The sequence below is a fragment of the Bradyrhizobium hereditatis genome (assembly GCF_020329435.1).
Taxonomy (GTDB): Bacteria; Pseudomonadota; Alphaproteobacteria; order Rhizobiales; family Xanthobacteraceae; genus Bradyrhizobium; species Bradyrhizobium hereditatis.
In genome coordinates, this window is record NZ_JAGKJK010000037.1 from 1 (window position 1) to 13773 (window position 13773).

A 13773-nucleotide genomic window follows, 5' to 3' on the forward strand; every position below is an offset into this window, starting at 1 on the left:
ACCCCCACCACCTCCGCCACCGCCAACCGAGGCGTGATTACCGTCTCCCTGGCTCGCTTCGTCCTTTCGCGAGCGACGATCGTCGGAGACCTGCTTTTCCTTGGGCGGATCGGGATCATTGTCGAAAAAGGAGCGTCCCGGCCCACCGTCGTTCCCACGGCTACCTGATCGAGCAATCGCCGTTGATGTCAGCGAAGTGGAGAGAAGTAATGTCATAGCTGGCGGGGTTACAGCGGCGAATCTTCCGCACGAAATCAGAAACTTACGGCGATCTTCGATCTCGATATCGTTGGACATGACGCAATTCCCACTCAATTAATTTAGGGCATGTTAAATTATAATCGGGGAGACGACAATTTAAATGTGCGGCTACGATTTTCCGCACGTTTGGTGCGCAGAGTTTGTGGTATACAAATACCACGATGGGCATAGAAACCCCGCCACCTCAAGGCCTCGGTCAGCGAGCTCCTGCAGGATCTACAGTGTCCGCGAGGGGCCGATCACGCAGCGGTGCCACTAAATCAAGGTTCATCGGTAGGGTTAAAGCTAATACCCAATGGACGCATCGTTTGCCAATTCTGTAAGGCTCTGATTTTCCCGAGGAATGTTCCGATGGCAGAAGAATTGCGTCAATCATTAGAGAAACTGAGAGCTGCTGCTGATATTACACGCAGTCTCGCCGTTCAGATGGCCGAATTGCTTGAGCTGCGAGAAGCTGTCCAAAGAGCCGAAGAGGCGACGGCGCGCCGGACGCCCAATGGCAGATTGTTCATGCAATCGCAGTGGCGATGAAAAAGAGATCGCGGTCGCTTTCAGACGGCTGAGCCGTTTTTCAATTGCTTGCAGATGCCCGCCCTAACTTGTGGAGGCGCGACAAAGCCATTAAAAATGAACGCTTTTTGAGTGATTTTATTGGTGTGAGATGCGTATTGCTGGGGCAACTCTTCTTATCCTCGGTCTCGTACTATGTTTTGCGATCGACGACTGGGAGTTCATCGGCCTATTTCCTATGGCTATCGGCCTCATACTTCTAGCTGTCGCAGAGAGGAAGGCATCAGCTCTCGCGTTGGCGCAAGCTGCATCGTTCGCGCAGGGAAAGCAGGCGCCGCGTCCCTCCCAGAAGCAATTGCCGACAGCAGACGCAATTGAGTTGAGCTCCGAGGTGATACAATTGCTCGAAAGATTAAATCGAAGCTCGAAGCTTCGATGAAATGCAACTCTCGAACCGGGGCGCGTGCGTCCCATGTGATCGAGCGAAGTGAGCGAGCGAGATCGCGCCTGCAATTGGGATGAGGGTCGGCTGAGGATCGGTAGCAATGAATGAGATGAGATAGGTGCTTCGGCTCGACGCCCGATCGGCAGACCGCCGATCGTCTCCATTACAATCGGTGCAGAAGTGAATGCGGGCGAGGGCTTAGCCCGATGTTGGCAGTAACGACACCAACTCGCCCCATCGAACGCTGGTATGGATTCCAGGATCGACCGGGATATTCGCATCAAGCTTAACACGCAGTTCTCGGTTGTGGCCGGCTTAGCTGCGACATCGTGCCCATCGATATTGCCTCGCACCCCGCATGTCAGCAGTTCCGAGAAGTTCACTGAATGACCCTGCACATTGCAGTCGATTGGCAGCCACGTGATCGGCTCGGCTGATGATTCGCAAGAGCTCAATTTGATGCTCATCCTTGATGATCGCGTCATCGCAGAGTTGCTGTTTGCGAAGGAGCCATCGTAAGACATAGGAACTGTGAGACCATCACCACTTTCAGTCTCGACGAACGGCGATGCAAGGGCGGGGCAGGCGACGACATCGAGCAGAATGATTTGATTGCCCCGGGGAGATGCCGCCTTAGGGGAGGCGCGCAAATCGGAGGAGATCAGAAAGCTGTGGTGGCAGAGGGATGCGAAATGAGGGATATGCTGTGTGAAGGATAAGCAGTTGCGGCACCGCGAAACTACCGCTGCAATCATTATTGATACGTTTGGGCGTTACCTGTTTCAGTTGCGCGACAATGCTGTGGGCATCACCAGCCCGGGCAAGATTGGGCTATTTGGTGGTCACCGCGAGGGCGACGAAACGTTCTTGGAGTGCATAGTTCGCGAGCTACACGAGGAGATCGGATATTTTGTCCCGGCGGATCATTTTGAGCATCTTGGAAGCTTTCACGGTGAGGACATCGACAGCAAGGGAGGAACGATCCACGGACATCTTTTCGTCGTGCGCGATATTCCAGCGGAGGCGCTGTCCGTCACCGAAGGATCTCTTCTTATCGTAGAACCGATGAAGCTTACCGAGATCGAGCCCAGGCTTGCACCGACTACGCGTCTTGCATTGAAAGCTTACCTGAATGCTTGACGGAACACTTCAGCGTCTTGAGCCACCTACTAACCTAGCGACCGCAGCGACCAACCAAATAGCAGAGAAAAGGAAGGCATTCGCATAGCGCAGCCAGTTCTTGTTACGTCGGGGCTGGACTGGTGGAGGTTCCAAACGAGCGACCTGCCAATCGCGTTACATGTCTTGGGATATTGCCGCATGCCGCGCGTTAGACTCCAGCATCAGGCTAGGCAACCGGGTTTGGAGCGTCCTGGCTTTTGCCACACCTGCGCCAAGGGTGATCTGCTCAGATGCCTAAAATTTCGAGGTTGGCCGTCGAGACGGACGGGCAAGGTAGCCTGAATTTGGCCGGCTTCATTGTGGCCTTCATGCACCAGTCAGGCAAAACCGCCTGTTGTGAAGTCGAATCTTTTTGACTGATCACAAGAAGCGGCCTTCGCTTATTGCCATGTTTGATGCCGTAATCGCATTTCTGTTGGTTCTAGGTATCGGAATTTTCGTAGCCCACGGCATCGACTCATTACGGTCGTAATTCCGTAAGCCCGATCCGTTTAACTGAAATCCAGCGCCGCAATCAGGAGCGTACAACTAGTTTGATACGAAGCTTCGACATTCTTTGTAGGAGTATTGAAAATGGAGACATTCTTCAAAGTCGTTGGCTGGGCTACGGCCGCAATTCTGGGTGCTGCGGTCTGGAACGTATTTCCTGAATACCGAACAATCATAAGTAGCATCTTGGTCGCGCTATTTATTTGCTATGTGTTCTCTGTGCTTGTGGAAGTAACGATCAGGCGGCTCATTGGGGATGAACTGCTGGAGCTTCGTCTTCAAACCAATGCAACTGCCGACCGCCTCGAGCTCATAGATCGTAAGGTAACCGCAGTTTTGAGGGATGCACTTGAGCAGCGCCAGGTGCGAACCCAAACGCTGCCATTCCGTTCGGTTGTATCGGCGCGTACTCCTGATGCGGTCCGGCCGCGGGATTCAATTGAATCAGTCCGCAATCAAACCGCTGATACAGTTAACCAACGAATGTATCGCGAACAGCTTGGTCAGCACTTGTCTGGTTCGAATTGAGAGCATTCTCGGTAAGCTGACGGCACGCTGGCCCGCTATGGCTAGCAGGTGTGTCGCTGCTCGGTTTGCATTCAATCAGGGCAAGTTCGGCGAAGGAGAGAAAATCCCGCGGTATCGTTGGTCTGCAAAATACCCGCGAGCCGGCGCGCTGACGGCAGGGAACGTGCTCTGATCCGGCCGATACAGTCGGCCTAAGGCGGTTAACACAAATTGCGGGGTCGGGGAGGGCGAACGGGGGCGGTTGGACAGGCACCCGGCGGCACGGTGGCCAAGCTGGTAGTGCCAGAATTTCGTGAACTCGACTTTGACGTCCGCACGGGCATCAAATTGCGAGATCCTAGCCAGGACGTCGCCGCTTAACCCATAGCTCCGTTTGTTATTGACAGCCTAGTGGCCGACGATAACCTTGGGCCGCCAAGTTCCTTTTTAAACCAAGTACATTGACATATCTATTGTTGACACATTGGTTGAGAGTAGCGACCTATGATTGAGGAGAGTTTTGTTCGATTGCGAACGCATCGCAATAACGTGCATCGCTACCGGCAATTGCTGAAGACGATGCTGACGGACGCCGAGCGCCGGTTTATTGAAAGTCGTCTCTTGGAAGAAGAGTCGGCCATCGAGGCCTTGGCGATCTTTGAAGGGGCCGCCGGCAGTGCGGAGCCGGGACCTGTCTGAGCACCGAGGCCGGCTCTTTGAATTGCCTTGTCGAGTTGGAACGGCGTTTGTTAGCGCTTCAATGCAAGTGTACGGCAAAGCATCGCGCTTCAGCCTCTAACGAGACAATTCTATTCAACAGGGGGCAGGGACAGTTCACGGGCGCCGGCTGGCTTTTGCCGCGCGAGACCAGGACAATTCCCCGGACGATCCCGGGGTTTTCCGCCGCATGGCCGCCGCATTTTCCGCGTTTCTAACTGGTTGTTAATCAGGGAAGCTGATCGGGAGGGGGAATGAAATTTCCGAACCTCTGGCACGAAGCGCGAGCCAATGTCCTCCGCAGGCGATACGAAAACTTGAGGCCACAAATTGATGCGGCAGATCCAGCTGCAAAATCGGCGTGCTTTGGTGTTGTGAAGTCGAGTTTCGAGTTTCTAAGCAGGCGTTACGCGAGCGGCTCTAGCGTAGAACGAAAGCAGGTTTTGAAGCACGCTTCAAAAACTATACATCAGTTATCGGATGCAGGGGATTGGCCGCGCGCGCTGGGGCTAACCATCATTATGTTCAATCTAGAAGCGTGTTACTTGCCGGGCAATGACGCGGCTGTCTTGAAAGAATCCACCGACGCCCTGTTGAAAGAGGCCTGGGCATATCCTGAACCTCAGCCCTTACAAGGGGCGCGCTGAAGATTTATCGAGTTGCAGGCGTTTGAATACTGCCGGGTACGCCTCGGCGGCTGTGCTGCATCCTGATGGTAATTTCCCGTTGACGCTGCATCCAATTGCCGATCAAGATTGACCATTCGTGATCGCGAAGCAAAGTTCTCGCTTTTTTACTAAACTATCTCTCGAAAAGGCATAGAAAATTGGAGCAGCCGGGCCGCAAGATCTTCACGCTCGATATCAACGGAAGGCCGACGCTTGCGCTTCAGGCGCCAGACATCGAGTTTGCACGCGGTATATGCGCGGTGCCAGACTTCCGTTTGGATTTGTATGAGATCACCTCGGACGGCGTCCCCATTTGCCCAGTGGATTCTGTGTTCGGACTTCGGCCGGCGACGAAGAAAGAAGTAGCAGCGTTCGAGCGTGGTGTTGGATTGGCGCCGGCTGCAGACGATTTCACGTTTGTTATGCTGATTAAGGTAGACAGAGTGGAGGTTGTGGCCATCACCTGCCAGGCTAACGACCATGCTTAGGCGTCCTATCGCCGAGTCAGGCGAATAGCTCGGCGCGGGTCCGCGTCGATGTTGAACGTCATCGCCTTCACCCTCGATTATGTCTCAACCTCCCTGCGAAGTCGCCGCGATTTCCGCCTTCCCAGGATTATCAATCGCCCGCGCCATGTCGCGGGCTCTCGCGTGGGTCGAGCGTCACGGTTTGACGTAGGCCCAGCCCTGCTCCTGCAGCTCCATCACACGTACCACGCCGGACTTTACGACCTTTGCTTCCGACATCAGCGGAATCTCCTTGCCCTCGGCCCTGCTCATGTTTTCGCGGGTGTTGCCGCAGGCTTCGAAGGAAATCGAAGGCTGCTTTTCCGAGAGTGCCTTGATCCTGGCTTTCACCGGCGAAGTATCGTCGCGCAGCATATGCAGGCCGGGCCCGAAGGTGACGATATCGATACTCACCTTCTCGCCGAGGTCTTGATAATACTGGGCTACGTTGGCCGCATTGTTAAGGGCGAGATTCATCATCGCTGGCTCGTTACTGTTTACCTGCAGAATAAGACGGTGCGGCTTGGTGGCATCCTGGGTGGGTATCGTCTTGGTAACCGCCGTAAGCTTGGTCGCCTGCGCAGACTGCTTTTTGTTCACCTGCGCTTCCGACGACGGCGCGACCAAGAGCAATGCCGCAATTGCCGCTGCGGCTCCAGCCATTCTTCCAAGTCTCGTCATGTGAATGCCCTCCTGTCCGATGACCGTTAGTTACCTGGCCTGGCAACGGCATGTGGCCATTTGCACGCGGTCGCCAGCTTCTCGCGTACGGTCTTCAGGCCGCCAAGCAAGAAATGTCCTTCTGAAGCCACACCTGTTCGCGCGGAAAGACGCACAGCGAACGGCCCCTCGTCGGGCAGCGACTGCAACAGGCGCACCACGTCGCCCCTTAGCGCAGCGCCAGCTCCGAATGATGGGCGGGCAGCGGGAAGCTGCACTGGGAGATTGTCATTAACGCGGTAGGAGATCAGGTACTCCTCGGCGCTGCGCGAGACTGCAGGCCCCGTGACCACGAGTTCGGTGCGGCCGCCGCGGCAGTGGATCGAAAGCTGCATCGTGGCGCCGTCGGAGTCGCCGCGAGACAACGTAGTCGCCACAACGACCGGCGAATAGTCCACGGGCGAGGTGGTCTCGCTGACAAGCCAGTTGTCGCTGCCTGCCGCGGCCGCATGCGCGATATTGCGCGGCATGGTTTCCAAGCATTCCGTCCTCACAGCAAGCTCCCTGGAGCACGCGCGAAGATGCGCCATGACTTCGCTGGGACTTTGCGCGAAAGCCATGCTGTAAGCTGCATCCAACAGCACAGCGAGCGGGAACGCTGCTTTCTTCATGGCCGTGCCTGTGCGCTGCGCGCCTTGCGATCCAGCCATTCCTGCGCCGCCGAGAAGCGGTCGAGCCCGGGGACGGTCGCGGCGAGATTGATCGACTTCCATTTTGGATCGAATCCCGGGGCCTGCAGCCGATCGATCCGCGAGAACAGATAATCCACGAAACGGGCAACACGGGGATAACGCTTCGATCGCGGTGACCAGTTGAACGCTACCAAAGCGGTCGGCACCGCGATCGTTGAGATGCGTTCACCCGGCTTGATTAAGTTGGGATACTCACTGGCCTCAAGCGTTGCCGGCAGATAGTAATCCTCGAACTTGCTATCGAAATTAACTGAAAGGAACTTGTAGCCTTCGTCCCAGCGTCCGCGCACGAAAGCGTCGACGGGCTTCGAGGTGATGAACAGGACCGCAGCAATCTCCCCTTTGCGCATCTGCTCCAGAGCCACCTGGTGTGGAATGAAGGTCTTTTCGACGCTGATGCCTAGCCGGCTGAAGATCAGCGGCCCTGAATAAGCGGCGGCCGTACCCTGGGTGTTGAAATTCACTTTCTTGCCAGCGAGGTCTTGCAAAGTCTTGATTTCGGGTCGTACGAAAATGTGGAGCTCCGACGGGAATAGATTGAGAAGATAGGTTATGCGGCTCCGGATCTCCGGTATCTGAATCTTGTACTCTTCGAGCGCGTCGGAATTGATGATCGCGGTATCGACGCCACGCAGGTAGAGTAGCGAATTCACGTTCTCGGTTGCTCCTCGAGTGACGATCGGCAGGACATGTAGATTCGGACCGTCATCGACGATGCGGGCCATCTCTGTCGCCAGGCGAATAGGTGCGCCCTCCAGTAAGCCGCCGGCGAGGCCGACGGTCCAGGCGTTGATCCTTTCCCTTTGGTCGTGCGCTGAGGCGCGGCTGACGGCCCGCTCGCTCTTGGCGGGCTGCGCGTATACGTCCGCAGACTGAAGCATCAAGATAACAGGCGTCATCGCCGCGAGCAGCAAAAACGACCATGGTTTCGGCAGCGTGTTCATCTCCGTCTCCACTTGCCCGTCGTGAATGCGGTCCCTGATCCCTCACTCACGCAATGCGTCGATCCGATCCTTTGCCTCCGGAATGCCGCCGCTGTGCGCCTTCGCGTAGAGTTCACGTGCTTTCGCCGACTCGCCACGCGTTCCATAGGTACCCCATGCGGACAGAATGACCGGATCATATGTCTCTGCGAGCATGAAACTCGCACGGGCGTCGCCGCTCTCGACGGCGCGCTCGAGTACAATTCGCGCCGCACCGATATTGCCTTGACTGAGAAGCGCACCAGCGCGCGCGATCAATCGTGATGCCTCTGTCTTACTCTGTGTGTCAGAGGTCATCGGCTGTTTCGTTGCGCCCGCGCCTGCGGTCCGCGCCGTCTGGACGATCGGACTATCCTGTGCGCGCCCGAGCGGCTCGCGCTGGTCCGCAGGGCGCCGTGCCGGGGTAAGATCGCGTGCCATCGCTCCGATCTTGTCGCGCTCCTTCTGCAGCGATTGCCGCAGTTCCGCGATGGTGCGCTCCGCCGCTTGCCTTTGTCGTATGGCCGCATCGTCCGCCGTCTTCGACCGCGTAGATTGCGCCTTTATCTCGCGGCGGGTTCCAGCAAGCTCGCTCGCGAGTGTTGCGGCACGCTCCTGCGCCTCGTTGAGCGCTCGACGTTGCTGCTCGGCGCTCGCCGCCATCGCCTGTCGCACCGCGTCGACCTCTTGAGCGAGGGCGGCGATCTTCCTTTGCTCCTGCTGCAGCGAGTCTTGCAATCTGGCAGCGGCAGCCTCCGCCTTCTGCTTCTGCTGCAAGATTTCATTGATCGCTCTTTGTGATTGTTCGGCCTGCATCTCGATCTCCCGACGCGTTCCAGCAAGTTCGCTCGTGAGCGCTGCGGCACGCGCCTCTGTCTCCTCGAGCGCGCGGCGTTGCTGTTCGGCGGCTGCCGTCATCACCTGGCGCGCAGCATCGGACTCCTGGGTAAGCGCAGCAGTCTTCTCTTGCTCCCGCCGTAGGGATTCTCTCAGTTCGGTGATAGCTATTTCCGACATCTGTTTTTGCTGCGTATCCTCACCCTCCGCCACGTGCGACTGCACGAGCCGTGTCTCGATCTCGCGACGGGTTTCAGCGAGCTCGCTCACGAGTGCCGCAGCGCGCGCCTGTGCCTCCTCGAGCGCGCGGCGTTGTTGTTCGGTGGCTGCCGTCATCGCCTGGCGTGCAGCGTCGAACTCCTGGATAAGCGCAGCGGTCTTCTCTTGCTCCCGCCGAAGGGATTCTCTTAGTTCGGTGATAGTTGCTTCCGCCATCTGTCTTTGTTGCGTGTCCTCACCCTCCGCCACTTGCGACTGCACCACCCGTATCTCGATCTCGCGACGCGTTTCGGCGAGCTCGCTCACCAGTGTCGCAGCGCGCGCCTGAGTGTCCTCGAGCGCGCCGCGTTGTTGCTCGGCGGCTGATGTCAATGCCTGGCGCGCAGCTTCGACCTCCTGAGTGAGAGCGGCAGTTCTCTGTTGTTCCTGCTGCAAAGATTCTCGCAATTCGGCGGCGTTAGCATCCGCCGCCTGCTTCTGCTGCACGGCTTCATCAATAGCTCTTTGCGACTGTACGGCCTGCGTTTCGATATCGCGCTGCGCTCCGGCAAGCTCGCTCCAGAGCGTTGCGGCACGCGCTCGTGCCTCGTCCAGCGCGCGGCGTTGTTGTTCGGCGGTTGCCTTCATTGCCTGCCGCGCTGCGTCGACCTCCTGGGTGAGAGCGGCAGTTCTCCGTTGCTCCTGCCGTAAAGATTCTCGCAATTCGGCAGCGCTGGCATCCGCCGTCTGCTTCTGAAGCACGGCTTCATCAATAAGCTTTCGCGACTGTGCGGCCTGCGTTTCGATATCGTGCTGCGCGCCAGCAAGCTCGCTCCAGAGCGTTGCGGCACGCAGCTGTGCCTCGTCGAGCGCGCGGCGTTGTTGTTCGGCGGTTGCCTTCATCGCCTGCGCAGCGTCGAGCTCCTGGGTAAGAGTGGCAGTTTTCTTTTGCTCCTGCCGCAGCGTTTCTCGCAGTTCGGCATTGATGGCCTCCGCCGCCTGCGCCCGCAGTGTGGCTTCATCGACGGCCTTTTGCGACTGTGCGGCCTGCGTTTCGACCTCGCGCCGCGTTCCGGCAAGCTCATTCGCAAGTGTCGCGGCGCGAGCCTCTGCCCCCTCGAGCGCGTGGCGTTGCTGCTCTGCGCCTGCCGTCATCGCCTGGCGCGTTATGTCGATTTCCTGGGTGAGAGCGGCGGTCTTCTTTTGCTCCTGCCGCAGGGATTCTTGTAATTGGTGTAATTGGGAAGTGGCTGCCTCTGCCGTCTGCTTCTGCTGCCGAGCTTCATCGACGGCTTTCTGCAGTTGTATGGCTTGCGTTTCGATCTCGCGGCGAACTTCCAAAAGCTCGTCTGCGAGTGCGTTGGCGGCGGCCTGTTCCTGTTGAAGGGACCGCCGCAGTTTCTCCACCATGACGTCCGCTTGGTGGAGCCGTGCAGTTTCGTCGTCCGGTTTGCTCGACGACTCCACATTGCTATCGAAATCGGTAATGTCTCGCAAATCAAGGTATCGCGTTGCAAAGGCGACCACCTCCGTGCGGAAGTACACGCTAATCAACGCAGCCGTAGTCAGAGTTGCAATGATCAAGGAAGTCCGAAACCATCGACGCACGCGATCGTTCCAAAGCGGGCCGTTCGACTGATCGTCTTCCTGATACTGAGGCTCGGCTATTGGAGACCAATGTGTCGGCGTGATCCTGATTGGTTTGCCGTTCTTCCAGACCCATTCTTTTGTCTCAGACGACCAATGCGCGACATCGTAAGCCGATTGATCATCCTCGACCCAAATTTCCTTTCCGTCCCTCGGAGCAGTTTCAATGGGCTGGCGCAAATGTGACGCCTTTTTAAACAGGTCTACGGGGTCACTTCACAATTCAATTCGCAAATAGGTCCCAAGCTCAATGCGGATTTATATTATTTTCAAAATTAAATCAAATTAATAATGATGAACTTTTTATCTAGCGTCGGTCGCTCTCATCGCGTGTGGCGTTTTCAAGGATCGCTCACAGGCTGAGTTTTCAAGGATCACCAACAGGCTGAAAAGACAATACCAGGCGGCGGCGCATCGCTCCCGGAGCGCCGCCCTGCAGAATTTCCCTTTGTGGGCAAGTCAATAGAACGCGACAGCGATGCGTTTCTCTTTGCGCCAAACGACCGCGCACCGCCGCCGGTCACCGTCGGGGATGACGGTCAGCGCAAACTCATCAGGGACTTGCTCATCGGCCGCCACATCAAGCGCGGCGCCGTAAGCAGAAATACTACGAATTGTGCAAATAGTTTTCGAACGGCCGAAGCTGATTGAGCCAAGCCTTACAGGGTGCATTTCAACCATGACTTCCTCCACGCAATCAGTTCGAGGCGCGCAAATTCTCCTCGCTATCTCCGATGGCGACAGATGCGCGCGGCCAAACGCGATCCATGATCGAACTAGACCGGATGCCCTCCGGCCTTACTGGCGACTAATGGTATGAGCCTTTGCCCCCAGTCCGCGTACCCTCCCAAAGCCTCCTTCTGAAATTATCTGCGTTATTTTTTTAATAATACAATTAAATAGTATTAGCCATTTATTGGCGACGGTCAACTTGGGGCGGACATGCCCAAAACCTGCAGGAAGCGGGAAGATAGGTATCTCGAGTCGATCTTGTTGAGAGGGCCCCGAGGCAGATTGCTTCGAGGATGACTTAGGCGCGAAGCTTTTGCGGGCTCAGAAGATTGGTGGCCTTTCAGATTTCATTCCGGCGAGCACAACTCGTTTCACGTCTGATCTCGTTTGCGTAGTTTCGGAGCTGATCAGAGATCGGCATCGGTGCGGCATCAGCGCAGTTCCAATCGGGCAGCGATGGGCTGCCCCGTGCGCGGGCGGTTGCTTGAATGATCAACTGGGAGCCTCGACCCTGCCCATAGACCGCATCATTCGCACGAAAGCGATCTTGCGCCGAACGTTCGCATTTCGTGATAACTTGGCTGTGACGACTCAGCGTCTATCTCGACCCAACCATCCTGGAGAAGCTCGAAGATGTTTCAGCGATTTCTAAAGGCGCGCACCGTTGTCAATTTCAAGGCGCGATCGGCCAGCCGAGATACCGAAACTGACCGCGCCCGCGCTACATCCATTTTTCGGTCGATAGAGGACGCGCTGGAGGGCGCGAGAGCTGAGCAGGCTGGCCTCAAAGCACGTATCGATGACGCGCTGGCGCGATCGGCGGTAACCTTGGGCAATGATTCCGATGAGTATCTAACGCGAGATCCGGAGGATAGCCATTATCAGAATTTGCTCGGCCGCGAGATAGCAGAAGGGCAGAGGCGCTTAAACGAACTAGAAGCGACTATCAGGCATATCCAGTTCTTGAAGACTGCGCTAGTCACAAGGTTTCCTGACTTCGACTTTGGACACAGCATCTCTCACGCGAAGGATAGCGGATGAACCTAAAAATAGTCGGAGACGAGAACGACGCCGGCTTGGAAAGCGTCGTATTTGTCGCGTTAACTCTTGAGCTCAGACAAATCGATCCGCCAAGTTTGTCGTTGCCAGGGAGAACAACAACAAACAAGTCTCTTCGTATCAAGGGTCCGAGGCGACGTCACCATGGCAATAGCAGTTGCGGTCGCTAAGCTCGAAAGCCAGGAAAGTCCAAGTGGCAATTGACGAGCCGGCTCACTCTAAGATTTGCGAGAGTGCTCGACTAGCAAGCCAGCCAATTGCGAACAAAATGCCCGCTGGCAGCGCGCTTGCTGCGACTATCATAAGCGGATAGGCAGCGCCCCACTCCTTCATTCCGATTTCAAATGCGCCTTGCCGATCGATGAGGTAGGTGACTGCTGCAACCACTCCCAGTAACAAGATCGTCCAAACTGGGTAACCGAAAAAGCCCGAACAGAAACAGATTGCGATCAGCAGCCAGTACAATAAATTGGCCATGTTGCCCCATATCAAGAGCTACCGGTAAGTTGCCGCCGCGGACCGCATTGCGGTCTCGTCGGGTAAAGGCGCCAATTTTGCAATGAATAGAGCTTGGCGCAATGTTCGCAAATACGCGCGACTTGCAGCCATACTAGCGTCTATCAGAGCGGCCGCAACTGGAGTCACGTATTAAGCTGACGTCTATCGCTGAAGTTAATTCTGGCTTCGAGCTGCCTGTCCAAAATGGGCGTCCACAAATTTGGATACCGAACTGCACCGAAACTTCTCCGCAAGGCGCTCCATGCGCCCCGGCGATTTTAGCGATGGACCTGTAATACAGGCGCGAGAGTTTCGGCAACAGAGTTGTCTGTGCCCGCAGAATCGGATGTTGCCGGACAGAGACGCGGTGAGCTGGTCATCTCCGGAGCTGCATTCAGGTCGTTTCCGCAATGTAGAGGTTGTTTTGAACGCGAGATTGGAAAGAGCGGCAGCCGCTAGATGGATGGGCTGAGGTGTCGTGTGTCGCGTCTGGTCTTGAACCGCTGAATGGGGCTGAAGTGGAGTTCCAGTCCAGGCTGAAGTGGTGGCATTTAAGCGAGACGGTAAATCTTCCTTCCGGCATTCAATTATCGACTGGTCTGCGAGAAATGACCTCAGCCAAGCCGTGATGTCGTCGCAAAAATGTCGCCCGCGGAAGACCACACCGTCTTCATCAACATCAACCCGCGAGTAAGCACATGACTGGTACCATTGATCCTGCTCTCTTTGGCATGCCGGACGCGGCGACTGCTGGCGTACAGGCTGGCGTGACGCTGACGAACTATACCGGCCCGATGACCATCACGACGGCGGGAGCGGTAATCGAGAACAAGATCATCAACGGGACGCTTACGATTGCGGCAGACAACGTCACGATCAAGAACTGCGTCATTCAGAATTTCGACACCTGGGGCATCCTATCGGACAATGCGGACAACACCCGTGTGGAGTACTGCGACATCGATGGCAGCGGCTCAACCCGCACATCTGGTCTCGGTATCGGGGGCGGCACCAACTCTGCGATCATCGGCTGCGATATCAAAGGCATGGTGATCGGCATCCAGCTGTTCGGCCGCGCCGAGGTCAAGGACAACTATATCCACGACTTGGCTGACACGTCGAGCAACCCGGATGCCCGTCACT

At 56.5% G+C, this 13773-nt stretch carries 15 protein-coding genes; 8 read left to right on the top strand and 7 right to left on the bottom strand.

Features of this window, described 5'->3' with window-relative positions; translation table 11 throughout:
* Nucleotides 1-297, bottom strand: a 297-nt coding sequence (locus tag J6524_RS36555) for a hypothetical protein (RefSeq protein WP_225678700.1), incomplete at its 3' end; no start/stop codon positions are given.
* 315 nt (nucleotides 298-612) lie between these two features.
* Here J6524_RS36555 and J6524_RS36560 point away from each other — a divergent pair.
* The 6 genes from J6524_RS36560 (at nucleotide 613) to J6524_RS36585 (ending at nucleotide 5267) form a co-directional block, all read left to right on the top strand.
* Nucleotides 613-792: a hypothetical protein gene (locus J6524_RS36560; protein WP_225678701.1), complete on the top strand. Its 180-nt coding sequence runs from the start codon at nucleotides 613-615 to the stop codon at nucleotides 790-792.
* A gap of 1132 nt (nucleotides 793-1924) precedes the next feature.
* Nucleotides 1925-2356 carry an NUDIX domain-containing protein gene (locus tag J6524_RS36565; RefSeq protein ID WP_225678702.1) on the top strand — a complete coding sequence of 144 codons (432 nt, stop codon included), beginning with the start codon at nucleotides 1925-1927 and terminating at the stop codon, nucleotides 2354-2356.
* 615 nt (nucleotides 2357-2971) lie between these two features.
* Complete coding sequence (locus J6524_RS36570; protein ID WP_225678703.1) at nucleotides 2972-3415, top strand: hypothetical protein; 444 nt, start codon at nucleotides 2972-2974, stop codon at nucleotides 3413-3415.
* Between the two features lie 483 nt (nucleotides 3416-3898).
* Nucleotides 3899-4093 (top strand): hypothetical protein, encoded by a 195-nt coding sequence (locus J6524_RS36575; RefSeq protein ID WP_225678704.1) that lies wholly within the window; start codon nucleotides 3899-3901, stop codon nucleotides 4091-4093.
* Nucleotides 4094-4365: 272 nt separating this feature from the next.
* Complete coding sequence (locus J6524_RS36580; protein ID WP_225678705.1) at nucleotides 4366-4758, top strand: hypothetical protein; 393 nt, start codon at nucleotides 4366-4368, stop codon at nucleotides 4756-4758.
* Between the two features lie 179 nt (nucleotides 4759-4937).
* On the top strand, nucleotides 4938-5267 hold the full coding sequence (locus tag J6524_RS36585; protein ID WP_225678706.1) for a hypothetical protein: 330 nt from the start codon (nucleotides 4938-4940) through the stop codon (nucleotides 5265-5267).
* Nucleotides 5268-5441: 174 nt separating this feature from the next.
* Here J6524_RS36585 and J6524_RS36590 read toward each other — a convergent pair whose 3' ends face one another.
* From J6524_RS36590 to J6524_RS36610, 5 genes are all read right to left on the bottom strand, one after another.
* Nucleotides 5442-5948: a DsrE family protein gene (locus tag J6524_RS36590; RefSeq protein WP_225678707.1), complete on the bottom strand. Its 507-nt coding sequence runs from the start codon at nucleotides 5946-5948 to the stop codon at nucleotides 5442-5444.
* A 44-nt stretch (nucleotides 5949-5992) separates the two neighbouring features.
* The gene (locus J6524_RS36595; RefSeq protein WP_225678713.1) at nucleotides 5993-6475 is read right to left on the bottom strand and encodes a hypothetical protein; all 483 of its coding nucleotides are present in this window, start codon (nucleotides 6473-6475) and stop codon (nucleotides 5993-5995) included.
* Nucleotides 6476-6612: 137 nt separating this feature from the next.
* A complete protein-coding gene (locus J6524_RS36600) occupies nucleotides 6613-7641 on the bottom strand; it encodes a TAXI family TRAP transporter solute-binding subunit (RefSeq protein ID WP_225678708.1) in 1029 nt (342 codons plus the stop codon).
* 42 nt (nucleotides 7642-7683) lie between these two features.
* Complete coding sequence (locus J6524_RS36605; RefSeq protein WP_225678709.1) at nucleotides 7684-10521, bottom strand: coiled-coil domain-containing protein; 2838 nt, start codon at nucleotides 10519-10521, stop codon at nucleotides 7684-7686.
* 279 nt (nucleotides 10522-10800) lie between these two features.
* Nucleotides 10801-11022, bottom strand: coding sequence for a PilZ domain-containing protein (locus J6524_RS36610; RefSeq protein ID WP_225678710.1), 222 nt, complete (start codon nucleotides 11020-11022; stop codon nucleotides 10801-10803).
* 684 nt (nucleotides 11023-11706) lie between these two features.
* On the opposite strand from J6524_RS36610, the gene J6524_RS36615 reads away from it, so the two are divergent.
* Nucleotides 11707-12114, top strand: a complete 408-nt coding sequence (locus J6524_RS36615) for a hypothetical protein (protein WP_225678711.1) — start codon at nucleotides 11707-11709, stop codon at nucleotides 12112-12114.
* Nucleotides 12115-12345: 231 nt separating this feature from the next.
* Here the strand turns inward: J6524_RS36615 and J6524_RS36620 are convergent, their stop codons facing one another.
* Entirely contained in the window at nucleotides 12346-12609 is a 264-nt protein-coding gene (locus J6524_RS36620) for a hypothetical protein (RefSeq protein ID WP_156434039.1), read from the bottom strand.
* A gap of 719 nt (nucleotides 12610-13328) precedes the next feature.
* Here J6524_RS36620 and J6524_RS36625 point away from each other — a divergent pair.
* The coding region (locus tag J6524_RS36625; protein ID WP_225678712.1) for a right-handed parallel beta-helix repeat-containing protein at nucleotides 13329-13773 on the top strand (445 nt) is incomplete at its 3' end.

Excerpts from the sequence above, each read along its gene's own strand:
- J6524_RS36620 (WP_156434039.1), bottom strand. The coding sequence starts at position 12,609 with ATGGCCAATTTATTGTACTGGCTGCTGATCGCAATCTGTTTCTGTTCG.
- J6524_RS36575 (WP_225678704.1), top strand. The coding sequence starts at position 3,899 with ATGATTGAGGAGAGTTTTGTTCGATTGCGAACGCATCGCAATAACGTG.
- J6524_RS36570 (WP_225678703.1), top strand. The coding sequence starts at position 2,972 with ATGGAGACATTCTTCAAAGTCGTTGGCTGGGCTACGGCCGCAATTCTG.
- J6524_RS36590 (WP_225678707.1), bottom strand. The coding sequence starts at position 5,948 with ATGGCTGGAGCCGCAGCGGCAATTGCGGCATTGCTCTTGGTCGCGCCG.
- J6524_RS36580 (WP_225678705.1), top strand. The coding sequence starts at position 4,366 with ATGAAATTTCCGAACCTCTGGCACGAAGCGCGAGCCAATGTCCTCCGC.
- J6524_RS36610 (WP_225678710.1), bottom strand. The coding sequence starts at position 11,022 with ATGGTTGAAATGCACCCTGTAAGGCTTGGCTCAATCAGCTTCGGCCGT.
- J6524_RS36560 (WP_225678701.1), top strand. The coding sequence starts at position 613 with ATGGCAGAAGAATTGCGTCAATCATTAGAGAAACTGAGAGCTGCTGCT.
- J6524_RS36595 (WP_225678713.1), bottom strand. The coding sequence starts at position 6,475 with ATGCCGCGCAATATCGCGCATGCGGCCGCGGCAGGCAGCGACAACTGG.
- J6524_RS36615 (WP_225678711.1), top strand. The coding sequence starts at position 11,707 with ATGTTTCAGCGATTTCTAAAGGCGCGCACCGTTGTCAATTTCAAGGCG.
- J6524_RS36600 (WP_225678708.1), bottom strand. The coding sequence starts at position 7,641 with ATGAACACGCTGCCGAAACCATGGTCGTTTTTGCTGCTCGCGGCGATG.